The following is a 16,394-nucleotide window of genomic DNA, read 5'->3' as shown; positions in this document are numbered from 1 at the left end:
TAATCAAACTTGCAAATCGAAGTGGAGTCAGCTATACTACTCGTTATAATTTAACAACCAGTTTCCCCCACGTTTTACGATCACCCAGTAAGTTTAATGCTTCAGGTACTTCTTCAAAATCAAACTCACGATAAATTAAGGGATTAATTTTTCCTTCTTCGTATAATTTCATTAATTGGTTATGTTCTTGCTGAACTTCAGCTGGTTTCAGCTTGGAGAATAGTCCCCAGTGAACACCAACCACGGAGTAATTCTTCACTAAAATATGGTTAGTCGGCGCATTCGGAATATTCCCGCCCGCAAAGCCAATGACTAAAATTCTACCGTCAAAAGCAATACATTTTCTGGAACGATCAAAGGTTTCTCCACCTACTGGGTCATAAATAACATCCGCTCCTTTACCGTCCGTTTTTTCTTTGACGACTTGAACAAAATCTTCTGTTAAGTAGTCAATAACGATATCAGCTCCTAGACTTCTACACACTTTTGTTTTTTCTGCTCCACCAGCTGTCGCAATGACATAAGCACCTGCAGCTTTTCCTAATTGAATTGCTGCTGAACCGACTCCTCCTGCACCTGCATGCACTAACAGTACTTCTCCTGGTTGAATATTCGCTCGTTGATGTAGCGCGTAATAAGAAGTATGATACGTGATAAACATCGATGCGGCTTCATTAGATGACATCGATGAGGAAATCGGATAAATTGACTGCTCATCAACCGCTACATATTCAGCTGTACCACCGGCTGGTAGTTTTGGTAATGCGATAACCCGCTCACCTACTTGAAATTTACTTCCTTCATTTACTTGTACTACTTTCCCAGACACTTCAGCACCTACGGTAAACGGGAATGGCGGCTTTTCTTGATATTTGCCTTGACAGAGTAAAATGTCAAAAAAATTCAAAGCAACGGCTTCAACCTCGATTAACACTTGATTTTGATCGATACTCGGTTTGGTTATTTCTTCTAAACGCAACACATCACTTGGATTACCGTGTTCTTTTACTAACCAACTTCTCAATGGAAACACACCCTTCTTAACTAGATATATTTAATTTCCCGTAAAAACCGGCTTTCTTTTTTCAAAAAATGATGTTACTCCTTCTTTATGATCATCAGTAGAAAATGCAATCGCTTGGGCCATCGCTTCTTCTCTCAGTACTTGCTCTAAAGATAATTCATAACTCCTGTTTAAAATGTGCTTCGTTAAACCTAAAGCTTGGGTTGCGCTGTCTGCAAGTGTCGATGCCAACTCCTTCGCTCTTTCTAATAGCTCTTCTTGTGGAAGCACTTCGAGGACAATCCCATATTCCTTCGCCTCATGCGGAGTAATCGATCGACCGGTAAGCGCCAATTCTTTCGCTCTAGCCATTCCGACTATTCGTGGTAGGTGGTATAATGCGCCTAGATCCGGTACTAGTCCAACTTTATTAAATGACATCGCAAATGTTGAATCATTAGAGGCTAAAATAAAATCACAAGCAATCGCAATACTAAATCCAGCGCCGACAGCATAACCATTGACAGCAGCTACGATCGGTTTTTCCAGTTGTGCTAACTCTACTAAAAATGGCAATCCAAATTTCATATAGTTTCTAGAAACAGCCGCGTTGCTCCTGCTATCTGGAAACGTCTTAATATCTCCACCAGCACAAAACGCTTTGCCGCTACCCGTTAGAACAACGGCACGAATTTCTGAGTCTTCATTTATTCTAGCTATTGAATTTTGTAAACCTTCAATAATAGAACTAGAAAGCGCATTCATGTGCTTCGGTTCGTTCAATGTAATCGTCGCCACTCCGTTCTCCACTTCAAAAAGTACAGCAGGCACACTCATCAGTAACAACTCCTCCATTTTATTAATCCATCCTCACGAGCATTAAAAGTTTGCAGGATCCCAGCTCTCACCCTGTTTATATTGTTTGAGGATGCGGCGTGCAATCGATGCAGTATGTACTTCGTCAGGCCCATCATAAATACGGGCATACCGTGCATCTCTATACATTTTTTCTAGGGGAGTATCGGAAGTCACCCCAAGAGCACCGTGAACTTGTATCGCGCGGTCAATGACATCATGCAGAACTTTTGCGCCATACACTTTGATCATAGCAATATCTACGCGGGCATCTTCACCACGATCGATTTTTCTAGCCGCTTCAAAGGTGAGCAGACGTGCTGATTGAATTTCAGTGGCAGAATCAGCAATAAACTTCTGGATCATTTGTTTATCTGAAAGTAAAGATCCATGAGCAAATCGAGTCAGCGCCCGCTCACACATGAGGTCAAATGCTCTTTGGGCTTGACCGAGCCAGCGCATACTGTGGTATATCCGCCCTGGACCTAAACGTTTTTGGGCTATTACAAATCCATGACCACGTTCCCCTAAAAGGTTTTCTTTTGGCACACGTACATTCGTTAAACGGATTTCACAATGATTTCCTGAACTATGCCCCATCGTTGGAACAACGCGAACAAGTTCATAGCCTGGTGTATCCGTTGGAACGATTATCATTGAAGCTCTATGGTGACGATCGGCATCCGGTTCCGTTACACAAAACATCGTCGTAAATGCTGCTTTATTTGCACCCGTTGTAAACCATTTATGTGCATTAATCACCCACTCATCCCCATCTAAATACGCAGTCGATTGTATAAGAGTAGGATCTGAGCCAGCCACTTCTGGTTCCGTTAATCCAACTGAAGGAAAAATGTCTCCCCGAACCATTGGATAGAGCCAGCGATCTTTTTGCTCTCTCGTACCAAACATATTAAGCATCGTCGAGTCTTGAGCAGTATGTGTTCCAAGCACAAACATAGCAGCTTCTGAGCGGCCAACGATTTCATTGATGTAGACGTAATCCATAAACTTTAAACCGCCACCACCGATATCCTTCGGTAATCCTAATGCCCATAAACCAGCTTGCTTCGCCTCATCTTGTATTTCTTTTAATACTCGTTCTCCTTCTATCCCTCCTTCTTCGATAACCGTTTCCTCTGGAATTACTTTTTCATCAATAAAAGCCCGTACTTTATGACGTAATTCAATTACGATTTCACTCATCCTAAAACCTTCATTACGATCGGATTGACTCATATCCCTCTTCCCTTCACTGAAAATTCCTGTTCTTGAAGATGTCTCCAAAGCACTTTCCCTGAAGCTGATATAGGTAATTCAGTCACAAATTCGATCAATCTAGGATACTTATAATTCGACATCTTGCTTTTACACCAATCAATGATTTCTTCTGCCGTTATGTTCTTATGTCCTTCATTTAAAACGACCAACGCCTTAACGGTTTCTCCTCGTCTCGGATCAGGTGAAGCAATCACACATACCGAATTGATGGCGGGATGCATATACATCATTGATTCAACTTCAACTGGCCACACTTTAAATCCAGAAGCATTAATCATTCTTTTTTTACGATCCACGATAAAAAAATAGCCTTCTTCATCAAAGTAGCCAATATCTCCAGTCAAAAAGAACGTTTTTCCATCAATTTCAAGAAAAGCTTCCTTTGTTTCGGCTTCCTTATTCCAGTAGCCTTTAAATAGCTGAGGACTATTAACGATGATCTCACCTTTTTCATTGGTACCTAGTTGTTCGTAAGTCTCACTATCTATGATTCTCGCATCCACATCAAAGAATGGTATGCCCAAGCATTGCAATTTCGGACGGTCAAGAGGATTAAAATGGGTTTGTGACATCGTTTCTGTTGATCCATACCCTTCTGCATACACAATGCCAGTCAGTTTGTATAACTTTTCTCCGATTGCCTTCGGTAATGGCGCTCCTCCTCCACCGACGACTTGTAGTGAGGAAATATCATATTGTGGTAAGTTTGGATTGGATAAAAAATCAATCATCATCGTACTTATATTAACCCAATGAGTACAGCCCAATCTCTGAATCGTTTCACCTGCCACGTCTCGGTCCCATCTCATCATGAGAACGATCGTGCCTCCTGCTTGTATCGTTGTATTCATCGAATGTTCCATTCCAGTTACGTGAAATAAAGGAAGCGTAGTCAAAGCTACAGTCTGTGGAGTATAATTCCCCCAAATAGCTGTACCTGAAATATTCGCTTGTACGTTTTGATGCGTATGAATACACCCTTTAGGATGTCCAGTCGTACCTGAAGTGTAAATAATTAATGCCGTCAAGTTTGAATCAAAAGATTGATTGATTATTTCTAAGTTAGAAGTGGCGTGATCCCACGGAGTGACATACGGTTGGTTAAAATCAACGGAAACTGTCCGAGCTTGAATTCCCAACACTTCCGAAGCAGCCTGTGCATAGTCCGAATACTCAGATACGATCACATGGTTTAACGAAGAGGAATGTATAATTGGCTGAACTTGCTCAAGTAACGATTGATCTAAAATCGCTACTTTTGCCTCACTATCCTTGATAAAGTAAGCAAGTTCTTCTGTTTTATTCATTGGGTTAATAGGAACGACAATTGCATTTATACTCAAAATGGCATAATAAGCAATAATAAACTGAGGACAATTTTGCATATAAAGGAGTACACGCTCGCCCTTGCATATATTTAATTCATTTTGTAAAAAGCGAGCTTTTCCCATTACTTCTTCTAGTAATTGTTTATACGTAATGTCTTGGCCATAAAAGTGAATGGCAGTCTTATTTGGATACCTTTTTGTAGAAACTTCCAGGTTATCTATTAAACTCGTTACTGGAATTGTTAATGATTTCGACACTCTTTTCGGCCAAAATTCAAAATGATTTTTAACCATTCCCATCCAACGTCACCCCGTTATATAATATTTAAGCTCAAAAAGAAGGATAAAAAGAGACCGAACAAACCGTTCCTAAAACCGTTTTCTGAAATACTTTTTGAGTAACCTATCATATATTTAGTTGTCTAATTTCATCGCTAGAGTATCCTAGCTCAGCTAAAATCTCATTGTTATGCTCTCCTAGTTTAGGAGCTTGGAAGCGGATTTCCCCTGGTGTTTCCGAAAGTTTAATAGGAACTCCTATTTGCTGAATTTCTCCTAAATTCGAGTCGTAAATGTCCTTAATCAGTTGACGATGGACCACTTGGGGATTTTCAATGACTTCATCAAAATTTAATACTGGAGCTACACATGCATCGACTCCATCAAAAATCTCGGTCCATTCTTTCAATGTTTTTTGCTGAATAATCGCTTGAATTTCAATTTTCATTTTATTTTGCTGTTCAAGCGGTGCATCTAAAAGCGGAATTATGTCATCCTTATTAATCGTCTTACAAAATTCCACCCAAAACTTAGGCTCAAGTGCCCCTACTGATAAATAACGGTGATCTCTCGTTTCATAAATTTCATAGCAAGCCTTCCCGCCGTTCAGAGGGGATGCCCCTCGTTCTGGGACATGCTTCGACGCTAAGTAATCTGGTAACAACGTTTGGAGCCACGATATCGACCCATCTAGCATCGAAATATCTACAAACTGTCCTTTGCCTGAATTATTCCTTTCAAGAAGTGCAAGTAGGATTCCGTTTGTAGCCATTTGTGCACCTCCACCGATGTCTGCAATTTGCACGGCTGCTGAAATCGGTTTTCCTTTTTGTTCTCCTTGCTGGTCGATTAACCCAGCATAACTCAAATAATTAAGGTCGTGTCCAGGGTATTGGGCATACGGACCAGTCTGGCCATACCCTGTAATTGCACAATATATTATTTTTGGATTAATGTCTTTTAACGTTTCATAGCCTAATCCGAGACGGTCCATGACTCCTGGTCGAAACGATTCTACTAAAATATCAGACGTTTCAACTAGCTGTATAAATAATTCTTTACCTTTCTCAGACTTAAGATCAAGGGTTACACTTCGCTTATTTCGATTTAAAGAAAGGAACATTTGATTTTGTCCTTTGACTTGTGGTTCATACCAACGCGCATAGTCACCAACTTTTGGATCTTCCACTTTAATGACATCTGCTCCAAAATCTGCAAGTGTTAATGTACAAAATGGACCAGGTAATAATCGACTCAAATCTAATACACGAACATTTTCTAATGGTAGCGTCAAATCAACACCTCTTTTCCAATGAATAATGAATGACCGCTAGTCAGTAACCTACATAATCAACCATTTATGTAAGTGCTTTCATATAACTTTTTCTTAATAATATCAACAGTCAGATATTTTTACAAGTGTTTATTTTTTGAATATTAATTTAAATTTATTATTCTATTATATTACATCTATTATTTTGGTATTAATCGGATAATAATTATGTCAGTATTAATATTATAAATTAGCAGAGTCTTTACAAGGATGGGGGACATTTCGACTGAACATTTTGATCTTCTCTTAAAACTCGTTTTAGCACTTTACCAGAAGTATTTCTCGGTAGTTCATCTAGAAATTCTACCATTCTTGGTTTTTTATAAGAGGCTAAATACTTATTGCAGTGTATAATCACTTCTTCTTTTGTTAGCGATTTACCTTTTTTTAAGACAACGTAAGCTTTTACACTTTCACCCCAATCGATATCTGGAACACCAACAACCGCAGCTTCTAGGATGTCTTCATGTTTATAAAGTACAGCTTCAACTTCAGCTGGATAAATATTTTCTCCACCGCTAATGACCATATCTTTTTTACGATCTACAACATAAATAAACCCTTCTTCATCCATTCGAACTAAATCTCCACTGTGAAACCATCCACCAGAAAACGCTTCTTCCGTCTCTTCTCTTTTTTTGTAATATTCCTTCATCAACGTCGGACCACGGTAGATAATTTCACCAATTTCACCAATAGGGACATCATTCATATTTTCATCAACAACCCGTACTTCAACATTGATGATCGGTTTACCAACAGAAGTTGTTTTCCGAATCGAATCTTTAGGATGTAAACAAGTCGTACTTGGACTCATTTCGGTCTGACCGAAAATATCATAAATACCCGCATTGGAAAAGTAATGCATGATTTTCTTTTTAATTTCCGCTGGACATATTGCTGCACCAGTCATACATTTTTGCATGGAAGAAAGGTTATATTCGGCAAGGTTAGGAATTTGCAAAATCGTATTCCACATCGCAGGAACTAAGAAGATCGAATTGATTTTATCTGTTTCTATTGTATTTAATACATTGACTGCATCAAATTCACGCTGAATGACCGTTGTTCCATTTACACTACAACCGATTAACAAGCATGAAATAGCTGCAACATGAAACAATGGCGTGACGATGATTTGCTTAAAACCAAAATCTAATTCAAATTCCCATACTAAGTTTTGGGCATTCATCACTAGGTTTTTGTTTGTAAGAACGGCTCCTTTAGGTCTACCTGTAGTACCTGATGTATAGACAATCATACAATCATCATCGTCCGTAACTTTTCCTGATATAGAATTGTACGGCGCATTCGTTTTGTAAATTGTATCATACGAAATAAATGTACTAGTTGAAGGGTCTCCAACTACGATCACTTTTTCCACTCTCGGGAGCTTTGATTGAATAGCTTCAATAACATTTGCATACTCCTCTTCGATGATAAGAATTTTCATATCCGAGTCATTGATAATATACACAAATTCTTCTGCAGCAAGTCTAAAGTTCAGTGGAACCCCAACACCTCCTGACAGAGCAATACCGAAAAATACTTCGACAAAAGCAAGCTCATTTTTGAAAATAAACCCTACCTTATCTCCAATTCCAATACCTGACGCTTGCAGCCATCCAGCTAAATGGAGTGTCTTTTTTTCTAACTGCTCATAAGTTAACGATTTTTCATTATAACGAAAAGCCATTTGATTCGGTGTTCTATGTGCCGCTCTACGAATTAACTCACCTACTAATAGTTCTCGTGACATTTCTAAGCAACTTGTTGTCATTACTTTACCTCCAGCCATCCCCTAAGTGATTGATAGGTTCAAAATTTAAACATAATCGAAACCAATGAATGACCTCTTTTTTAATTATTTATTTTATTTTAATAATAACAATTTTCAGTTTTTATTACAATAGTTTATTTTTTGACTTATTATTCAAAAAATAATGTAATTATTCAAAAATTTATGTATAATGATAATAATAAGTTGTGATAGAATGTATAAGGTTGACTTTATTTCATGGAAGATGAACAATGTTTCGTAAAGTAATCTTCTTCACTCATAACTATAAATTCCTGACGATAAAGGACTACCAAAAGGAGGTTTATCTATATGTCTTTAAGAAAAAGAAAAATCGAAAAAAAGAAAGAAGAAATTTTAAGATCCGCAGCTGAAGTATTAAGTGAAAAAGGATATCACGGTGCGACGATGGAAGATATCGCAACGAAGCTATTAATGACAAAAGGTTCTATGTACTATTATTTTAAAAATAAAGAAGACCTTTATTTTCAATGTCATAGAATGATGATAGATAAAAGTAATGAAAAAATTGAAGAAATTATTAATAGCGACTTGACAGCACTCGAAAAATTAAAGTCTGCAATTGTTTCCCATATTCATTTAGCGACAAGCGAAAAAGCGATGTTTAGCTTAATGGATAAACCAGAACAAAAGTTTTCTGGAGAATATTTAACTGACATTTTAGAACAACGGTCAGAATATGAAAAGTATTTTGATAAAATCATCAAAGAAGGAATTGAATCAGGTGAATTTGACCATGTGGATGTCAAGCTTTTACGATTACTCATTTTAGGATCATTGAACTGGATCTTAGAATGGTACTCTCCAGAAGGTGGAAAAACTCAAGAGGAAATTTCTGAAGCATTTTCAGATTACCTATTACGGATTGTTAGAAAATAGCGTAAATAGCTACTTTATCAAATCTATCAAAACGATGATGAGAGGCTGACTTTTATTAAAAGTGTCAGCCTCTTTTTTTAGTATCTGCCAAAGAATTTTGTTGCAGAATGAAATTTTATCGTCCAGAATTATAATGTTATGAGTCAAATTGTGAATTTTGAGTCTAGTGTCTTTTTGATACTTTTTAAAGATGTTCGATCGTCAATGTCTCTAACGCATTTTTTAAGCGATTCGTAAACTCAGCAGCAGCTACCCCATCAATAAAACGGTGATCATAGCTTATTGATAGTTTCATTATCGGTGCCACTACGATTTCATCGTGCTCATTGACAACTGGTTTCTTTATAATTGCTCCTGCAAAAACAAGCGTCGATTGTGGCATATTAATAATCGGTGTACCTGTTTCAATTCCCAGGCTTCCTAAATTAGAAACGGTAATCGTTCCATGAGCGAAGTCATTGACTGAAAGCTCATTGTTTTGCGCTTTTTTACCTAATGCTTTCACCTCCTTTGACACTTCATTTACAGATTTTTTCTCTACATGTTTAACGACAGGGACGACTAGCCCTTGCTCACTATTTATTGCCACCGAGATATTTATATCTTCATAAACGAGGACTTCGTTTCCTTCTAGCTTACTATTGACGATCGGATACTCACTAACTGTATTTCCTACTGTCTTTACTAAAATATCGTTGATCGTAACACCGTCTAGCTCTTTTTTTACCTTTAAAACATTTTCCATATTTACACTAACCACTTGTGTAAATTGTGGGATGTTTCTCCAGCTATTTAACATGTTTTCTGACATTTTCTTCTTAACATTATTCAAATTTATCTTTTCTTTAATCTTTAGGTCTACAGATTCATTTGCAGGTGACGCTGTTGCACTTCGTATATCTTTTTCAGTGATGAGTCCATCTTTACCCGTTCCAACGACCGTATCAATTGCTACTCCTAGCTCCTTTGCAAGTTTTCTTGCTCGTGGTACAATTTTAACTCGACCATCATTTGTACTAGGAGCTTCAATGACTTGACTAGCTGTAGCTAATTGATTTTCCGCTTGATTATTTTCCCCTGAATCTTGTGTGCATTCTTTGTTTTCGTACTTGGATAAATCAATTTCTTCATTCTCATCACCGATAATCGCAATTACGGTATTAATGGATACTTCTTCGTCCTCTGGAATTAATATTTTTTTTAACACTCCACTTTCCTGTGCTTCAACTTCAACAGTCGATTTTTCCGTTTCTAATTCAAATAAAAAGTCGCCTTTTTCAACATATTCCCCTTCTTCAATTAACCAACTGGCTATTGTTCCTGCTTGCATTGTTACACCTAATCGCGGCATAATGACTTCCTTCATATTCCCACTCCTCACCTAAATTACTTTTTAATACAAAGTCAATATTTTCAGAAATATATTATTTTAGAATATTAGATTCCTAGTATTCCATTAACTCATTCACCGCATCGACAATTTGTTGCTCACTTGGACGATAATATTGTTCTAATGCAATACTTTGTGCAATCGGTACATCTGGACTACCAATTCGCTTAATGGGTGCTTGTAAGTCAAACATCGCTTCTTCCGAAATTTGTGCGGCAATTTCTGCCCCAGAACCACCTGTTTTTGGCTCTTCATGAACAATAACGACACGTCCCGTTTTTCTAACAGAGTTTAAGATCGTTTCTTTATCAAGAGGTGCTAACGTTCTTAAGTCAACAACCTCAGCTTCAATCCCATCATTAGCTAATGTTTTGGCTGCATTTAAGGCGGTATGAACTTGTAATGCGGTAGCTATAATCGTTACATCAGCACCTTCACGTTTGACATCCGCTTTCCCTAAAGGAATTAAATATTCCTCTTCTGGGACTTCTCCTTTCATATCATAAAGCACTTTATGCTCAAAAAAGAGGACAGCATCATTATTACGTATCGCTGTTTTTAATAACCCTTTTGCATCATATGGAGTAGATGGGATTGCAATATGCAAACCTGGTCCATGCATGAACAACGCTTGTGGGCTTTGAGAATGTTCTGGTCCTGCTCCCCCAGCAATTCCGATTGGTAATCGTAACGTCACAGGTACATCCATCGTTCCGCCGTGCATCCACCGCCATTTCCCCAACTTATTATAAACTTCATCAAAGGCGATCCCGACAAAGTCTCCAAACTGTAATTCAGGTATCGGCCTAAGCCCTGTTAGTGCCATACCTAAAGCAGCTCCAACTATAGTAGACTCTGCAATCGGTGTATCAAAAACTCGCTCACCAAATTTTTCATGTAACCCTTTAGTCGCTCCAAAAACGCCACCAAATTTACCTACGTCCTCACCAAACAACACTGCCTTTGGATCACGTTCCATTTCTTCCGTTAATGCTTCAATAATCGCTTGTCGCATATTTATTTTTCTCATGACTTTCCCTCCTTATGAAAATAACCCTTCATAAATTCTTTTCGGATCTGGTATCGGTGCATTTTCTGCTACCTCAATGGCTTCTAGAATTTCAGCTTCAACCGAATGATCAATATCTACAAATTCAGCTTCTGAACTTATACCTTGTTCAATTAGTTGTTTCGTGAAGTTCTTAATTGGGTCTTTATTTTCTTTCCAATCTTTTAACACTTCTGGGGCCACATAATCATAAGGATCGCCTTCATAATGGCCACGGTGACGGAAGGTTTTCGCTTCAATAAATGTTGGACCTTCTCCTCTTTTTGCTCGCTCAACTGCTTCTCTTACAATCTCGTTGACTAGTAATGTGTCATTTCCATCCACAACAAAGTTTGGAATTCCGTAACCATCTGCCCAATCGGCAATATGTTCTTTTACAGAGTGAGTTTCAGTGTGATGACATGAAATCGCGTACTCATTATTTTCACAAATATAAACGATCGGCAGCTTGTAAATGCCTGCCCAATTCAGTGAACCATGCAGTGGTTCTCGAGATGCCGCACCGTCCCCAAAATAGCACAGTGTTACACGATCATTTCCTTGCATTTTAGCTGAGTAAGCGGTTCCAACCGCAATATTAAATTGCGAGCCAATCGTCCCAGCTTGACCTAATACTCCTCGTGACACATCCGCACTATGAACGATCCCTGCACCTAACCCTCTCGTCGTTCCTTCAATCGTCCCTAAAAAATCACCATACAATTTGGATAAAGGTACACCTTTTGCAATTTTTTGGTTACATCCTCTATGGTTATAAAAAATATAATCCTCATCACGTAAAACATTTCGTATCGAACCAGCAGATAATCCTTCTGAACCAATACCTGAATGATAAAACCCAGACACCTTACCTTCCTGCATTAAACGAATTAAATGCTCATCAAACTTTCTAATTTTGATCATTGTTCGATAAAAATCATGTAACGTTTCTTTCGAATAACTTGATACATCAATGTCTTTTTTATAAATTTGTGCCATTCATGTTCACTCCTTTATTTTTTATCATTTCAAAAGAGAAACGGTCGAAATTACTATTTTATTGATTATTCGGAAAATTCTTGTTACGATTATACGTACCTTCAATTTTCCAAAATATTATTGAGCACTCCAGCCGCCATCTACTGGCATAATGAGACCTGTAATATAACTCGCTTCATCTGAGCTAAGAAACAATGCGGCATAAGCGATTTCCTCTGGCTGTCCAACTCTACGAAGCGGACCAGCTGCATAATTATTTGCAATTTCTTTATTCTGTAGAGCTTCTGCAATCATTGGTGTATCAATCGCACCAGGACAAATACAGTTGACTCTCACGTTGTATTTTCCGTAATCTACTGCCATCACTCTTGTTAAAGCAACCACACCACCTTTTGCAGCTGAATAGGCGTCTGCTCCCTTTACACCAATGATCCCGTTTAAAGATGAGTTATTAATTATACTTCCTTTTTTCTGATCAATCATAATTGGCAGAACGTATTTTGACATCAAGTAGACACTACTAAGATTAACATTTAATACTTTATTCCAATCATCAAATGGCGTTTTTAATATCGATGCCATCGTAACCTTCGATTTGGAGGAAAAACCAATCCCTGCATTATTGAATAAAATATCAATTGTTCCATAGCGACTCATCACTTCATCTACTAGCGCTTTCACATTTTCTTCATCTGAAACATCAGTTTGAACAAAAAGTGCCTGATATCCTGCACTATTAATCTCTTCTTCTACTTGTTTTCCATTTTCCTCATTCCACTCAGCGATGACGACAGTTGCTCCTTCTCTTGCAAACAATTTTGCGGAAGCTTTCCCTTGCCCACTTCCCGCCCCCGTAATGATTGCTACCTTATCTTTTAGTCTCAAACCATTTCCTCCTTTTTTAGAAAATCAAATGAAAAAACTTTAATTTGTTTTATAATCAATCATAACCTTCACTGCGTCTTTGGCATTCATCTGTGTCTCAAATGCCTCTTTCGCATGCTCAATTGGAAATGTGTGCGTAACAAGCGACTTCGTCTGAACTTTTTTTTCTTTTAATAACTGAATAGCTTTTTTAATATCACCACCTAAACATCCGAGGATTTTTGGAGCTTTATGGACTATCTTTGTCGTATCAATCGATGCCTTTTTTTCTGGTAATCCAACAAAAGCGATAACCCCACCACTACGAACGATTTCAAATGATTGTTCAACTGCAGACGGAGCACCTGCTGCATCGACGACGATATCTGCCATCGCACCCTCGTTAAAGTGATAAGGCCCAACACCAACAATGTCCTTCACTCTTTCTAACACATCTTCCTCAAGAGCATTAATAACGACATCAGCCCCGGCATTTTTTGCAAATTCTAGTCTTAATGGCGAAACTTCAGTCACAACAACTTGATGAACAGGTATCGCTTTCATCACTTGCATAACCGCATTTCCAATGAGTCCTGCGCCAAGGATGACGACTTGATCTTCTTTTTTCGGTTTACATTGATCGACGGTGTATACCGCAACGGATACGGGTTCAATTGTTGCAGCGGTAATGTCATCGACTTCATCAGGCACTCTAAAATAATTCATTCCAGCTTTGGCATTTGCAATTTTTACATACTCCGCAAAAGCCCCAGGAAGTCCGTAACCTGTCGATGCTTTAAACAGTTCAGGACAAAGTGTATATTGTTTACTTTTACACCAAAAGCAGGTTCCACAAACACCACTATAAAACCCCGTCCCTCTTTCACCCACTTCAATGTTTTGGACATTTCTTCCTACCTGAACGACCTCACCAGAAAATTCATGGCCCATAATTTGCCCCTTAGCAATATACAATCCAGTACTGTAACTATGTACATCAGATCCACATATACCACAAGCGCTTACTTTCAGTAAAATATCACTGTCCCCAATTTCTGGAATATCAATCGTTTCTACTTGAAGATCTCGTGGACCATAATAAACGGCAGCTTTCATTTTACTAGCCATTCAAACACCTCCTTAACTAGGTTTCTTTTCTGTTCACATTCTATTTCTTTAAGAATGAAAGACTTTTAGATTCGGTAATAAGTTATACTTTTTTTCATGACCAATCGTCGTAGTATGACCATGCCCTGGATAAACCTGAATTGATTCATCTAATTGAAACAATATTTCTTTTACTGAAGTTTTAATTTGATTGCGATTGCCGAATGGTATTTCAGTAGGACCTATTAATCCATTTAACAGCGTATCTCCTGAAAATAGATAGTTTTCTAGTAAGTAGGAAGTACTTCCGGGCGAGTGTCCTGGCGTATGGATAACTTTCAATAAATAAGGTCCGCATTTAAGCATTTCTTCGCCATTTAATAGAATATCTGGCCAATTACATATGATGGGGGTTTCTTGTTTTTCAGATAGATTTAGAGAAGGAGTTGTTAACCACATTGCTTCTGTATGATGGACGGCAACAGGTGCATTCGTATGTTGTTTAATCTTGTTCAATCCAGCAATATGGTCATGATGGCAATGGGTTAGAAAAATAAAGTCTACTTTTTTGTCCCTGACATATTCAATGACATCATCAGGCTCTTCACCAGGGTCGACAATCATACAAAATGTCTCGTTGATGTCGGTGACTACATAACAGTTCGTCTGTAACTGCCCTAAAGAAAAGGTTTTAATAATTAACGTTTCCACGTATAGCCTCCTTCCTAATCTCTACTTTTAAATAGAAAAATAAAACGCTTACATCTAAAGAAGTTTAGTAGGTATATATGAAATTATACCTCTAATTTACACAATATTCAATAATTAACTAAATTATTAGAATTTGAATATTGATTTAAATTATTCTTACCATAAAAAAATCAGGTTGAGTATAACCTCTACCTGATTCTTTACATAATAACACCATTAATAGAAGAGCTTGAGCTAAAATTTTTGATCAACAATAATCTTCTTTTTTGTCTTTGGAAAATTGGCTAAACCATTTAGTTACTTTTCTTTTTAACGATTGATCTTGTTTAGCTGCTGCCGTTTCTCTAAACTGTTGTACAAATTCTTGGAAATGTACTTCTCGCTCTTCTAATTTTTGATGAATAAAAAGCTTCTCTTCATTTTCACGTTCAATTTCGAGTCTTAATTTCTGTAATTCTTCCTTTGCTTGATCTGCAGTGTCTAGCATCATTTGCGAATAGGATTGCACGAGAGAACTCGTTTTATGATGACCAGAATTAATTTCTTTCTTTACTTCGTTTTTGATCTCCTCTTTCGTTTCTTGAATCATTTCATCCTTAAATGTAAAAATCGAGCTTGTCAATTTTTCTACGCTTTCAACCGTTTCTTGTTGTAAGGATAAAATGGTCTCATATTTATAATCTTCCTCTACGTCTGCCACTTCCTCGTTATAGTCGTCGACTTCTACTTCGATCTTCGTTTCGAGAATATACTTTACATCGTCATCTTTTATATTTTTATCTTTTAAAAGTTTAATTTTCTTTAATGTATCAATTTCATAATCCGTATATAATCTTGCACCTGTTTTTGTTCTTTGCACATAAAGCAGCCCATCAAAGGTCCTTTCCCATTTTCTCAAATTGCCGACAGGTATTTTCAATAACTTCGAAACTTCTTTTGTCGAATATTTATTAATATCATTTCCCACATAAATCGCTCCCTTCTATTTTTTATCAGGCATTGAGTATTTATTACATCACTATTAGATAGACCTATGCCCTACTCCTTCTAGGTGACAAAACTTCTAATAACAACCTAATTTTCTCCATTCCTTTTATAAATTAAAAAGAAGCACGATTTATCTCGGATTATGCTTATCTACAATTAAAGCCTAGGAATATCGGACTATTATTCTATCTAAATACGTAAAAAAAGATTGGTTTTTGACATTATCAACTACTAATTCGTTATTTCATTATTAGTAAAATATTAAGTTTTCATATATAATAAATATATTTCGTATTTCGAAATAAATACAAACTTACATTGAAAGGGGATAAATATAGAAGGCTTATAGTACTAACCGATTGGTCTCCCTCTCAATGGCATCAAATTGACTCCTTAGTACCATCACCCCCTATTTTCCTCTCTCGGTCACTTGAATGACTCCTTGGTAACCTTCACCTTCTTATTTCTTCCTTTTTTTGTCACCTAACTGCCTCCTTTTAGACTTATTTCT

General features: G+C 37.4%; 14 protein-coding genes. 1 reads left to right on the top strand and 13 read right to left on the bottom strand.

Annotated elements, in window-relative coordinates; translation table 11 throughout:
- Positions 1-43: 43 nt before the first annotated feature.
- The 6 genes from J0N78_RS08955 to J0N78_RS08930 all read right to left on the bottom strand — a co-directional run bounded on the left by J0N78_RS08955 (position 44) and on the right by J0N78_RS08930 (position 7,859).
- Positions 44-1,024: an NADPH:quinone oxidoreductase family protein gene (locus tag J0N78_RS08955; RefSeq protein WP_209122692.1), complete on the bottom strand. Its 981-nt coding sequence runs from the start codon at positions 1,022-1,024 to the stop codon at positions 44-46.
- Positions 1,025-1,054: 30 nt separating this feature from the next.
- Positions 1,055-1,840: an enoyl-CoA hydratase/isomerase family protein gene (locus J0N78_RS08950; RefSeq protein WP_209122691.1), complete on the bottom strand. Its 786-nt coding sequence runs from the start codon at positions 1,838-1,840 to the stop codon at positions 1,055-1,057.
- A 42-nt stretch (positions 1,841-1,882) separates the two neighbouring features.
- The gene (locus J0N78_RS08945) at positions 1,883-3,064 is read right to left on the bottom strand and encodes an acyl-CoA dehydrogenase family protein (protein ID WP_209122690.1); all 1,182 of its coding nucleotides are present in this window, start codon (positions 3,062-3,064) and stop codon (positions 1,883-1,885) included.
- 29 nt (positions 3,065-3,093) lie between these two features.
- Positions 3,094-4,761, bottom strand: a complete 1,668-nt coding sequence (locus J0N78_RS08940; RefSeq protein ID WP_209122768.1) for a long-chain-fatty-acid--CoA ligase — start codon at positions 4,759-4,761, stop codon at positions 3,094-3,096.
- A 112-nt stretch (positions 4,762-4,873) separates the two neighbouring features.
- Positions 4,874-6,040: a CaiB/BaiF CoA transferase family protein gene (locus tag J0N78_RS08935; protein WP_209122689.1), complete on the bottom strand. Its 1,167-nt coding sequence runs from the start codon at positions 6,038-6,040 to the stop codon at positions 4,874-4,876.
- A gap of 241 nt (positions 6,041-6,281) precedes the next feature.
- Entirely contained in the window at positions 6,282-7,859 is a 1,578-nt protein-coding gene (locus tag J0N78_RS08930; RefSeq protein WP_209122688.1) for an acyl-CoA synthetase, read from the bottom strand.
- A gap of 330 nt (positions 7,860-8,189) precedes the next feature.
- Here J0N78_RS08930 and J0N78_RS08925 point away from each other — a divergent pair, with 330 nt between their 5' ends.
- Complete coding sequence (locus J0N78_RS08925; protein ID WP_209122687.1) at positions 8,190-8,777, top strand: TetR/AcrR family transcriptional regulator; 588 nt, start codon at positions 8,190-8,192, stop codon at positions 8,775-8,777.
- Between the two features lie 184 nt (positions 8,778-8,961).
- Here J0N78_RS08925 and J0N78_RS08920 read toward each other — a convergent pair whose 3' ends face one another.
- The 7 genes from J0N78_RS08920 to J0N78_RS08890 form a co-directional block, all read right to left on the bottom strand.
- The gene (locus tag J0N78_RS08920; protein ID WP_209122686.1) at positions 8,962-10,143 is read right to left on the bottom strand and encodes a dihydrolipoamide acetyltransferase family protein; all 1,182 of its coding nucleotides are present in this window, start codon (positions 10,141-10,143) and stop codon (positions 8,962-8,964) included.
- Positions 10,144-10,222: 79 nt separating this feature from the next.
- On the bottom strand, positions 10,223-11,197 hold the full coding sequence (locus J0N78_RS08915; protein WP_209122685.1) for an alpha-ketoacid dehydrogenase subunit beta: 975 nt from the start codon (positions 11,195-11,197) through the stop codon (positions 10,223-10,225).
- A gap of 12 nt (positions 11,198-11,209) precedes the next feature.
- Entirely contained in the window at positions 11,210-12,214 is a 1,005-nt protein-coding gene (locus tag J0N78_RS08910) for a thiamine pyrophosphate-dependent dehydrogenase E1 component subunit alpha (RefSeq protein ID WP_209122684.1), read from the bottom strand.
- A gap of 117 nt (positions 12,215-12,331) precedes the next feature.
- Positions 12,332-13,099, bottom strand: coding sequence for an SDR family NAD(P)-dependent oxidoreductase (locus J0N78_RS08905; protein WP_209122683.1), 768 nt, complete (start codon positions 13,097-13,099; stop codon positions 12,332-12,334).
- Between the two features lie 39 nt (positions 13,100-13,138).
- Complete coding sequence (locus J0N78_RS08900; protein WP_247747203.1) at positions 13,139-14,206, bottom strand: zinc-dependent alcohol dehydrogenase; 1,068 nt, start codon at positions 14,204-14,206, stop codon at positions 13,139-13,141.
- 48 nt (positions 14,207-14,254) lie between these two features.
- Complete coding sequence (locus J0N78_RS08895; protein ID WP_209122682.1) at positions 14,255-14,896, bottom strand: MBL fold metallo-hydrolase; 642 nt, start codon at positions 14,894-14,896, stop codon at positions 14,255-14,257.
- 247 nt (positions 14,897-15,143) lie between these two features.
- Positions 15,144-15,863, bottom strand: a complete 720-nt coding sequence (locus J0N78_RS08890) for a MerR family transcriptional regulator (protein WP_209122681.1) — start codon at positions 15,861-15,863, stop codon at positions 15,144-15,146.
- Positions 15,864-16,394: the final 531 nt, after the last annotated feature.

Origin of the sequence: Alkalihalobacillus sp. BA299 (assembly GCF_017745675.1) — a bacterium.
GTDB lineage: Bacteria > Bacillota > Bacilli > Bacillales > Bacillaceae_F > Alkalihalobacterium.
Note: the sequence above shows the minus strand (reverse complement) of the source record. Positions and strands in the feature narration are given on the sequence as shown.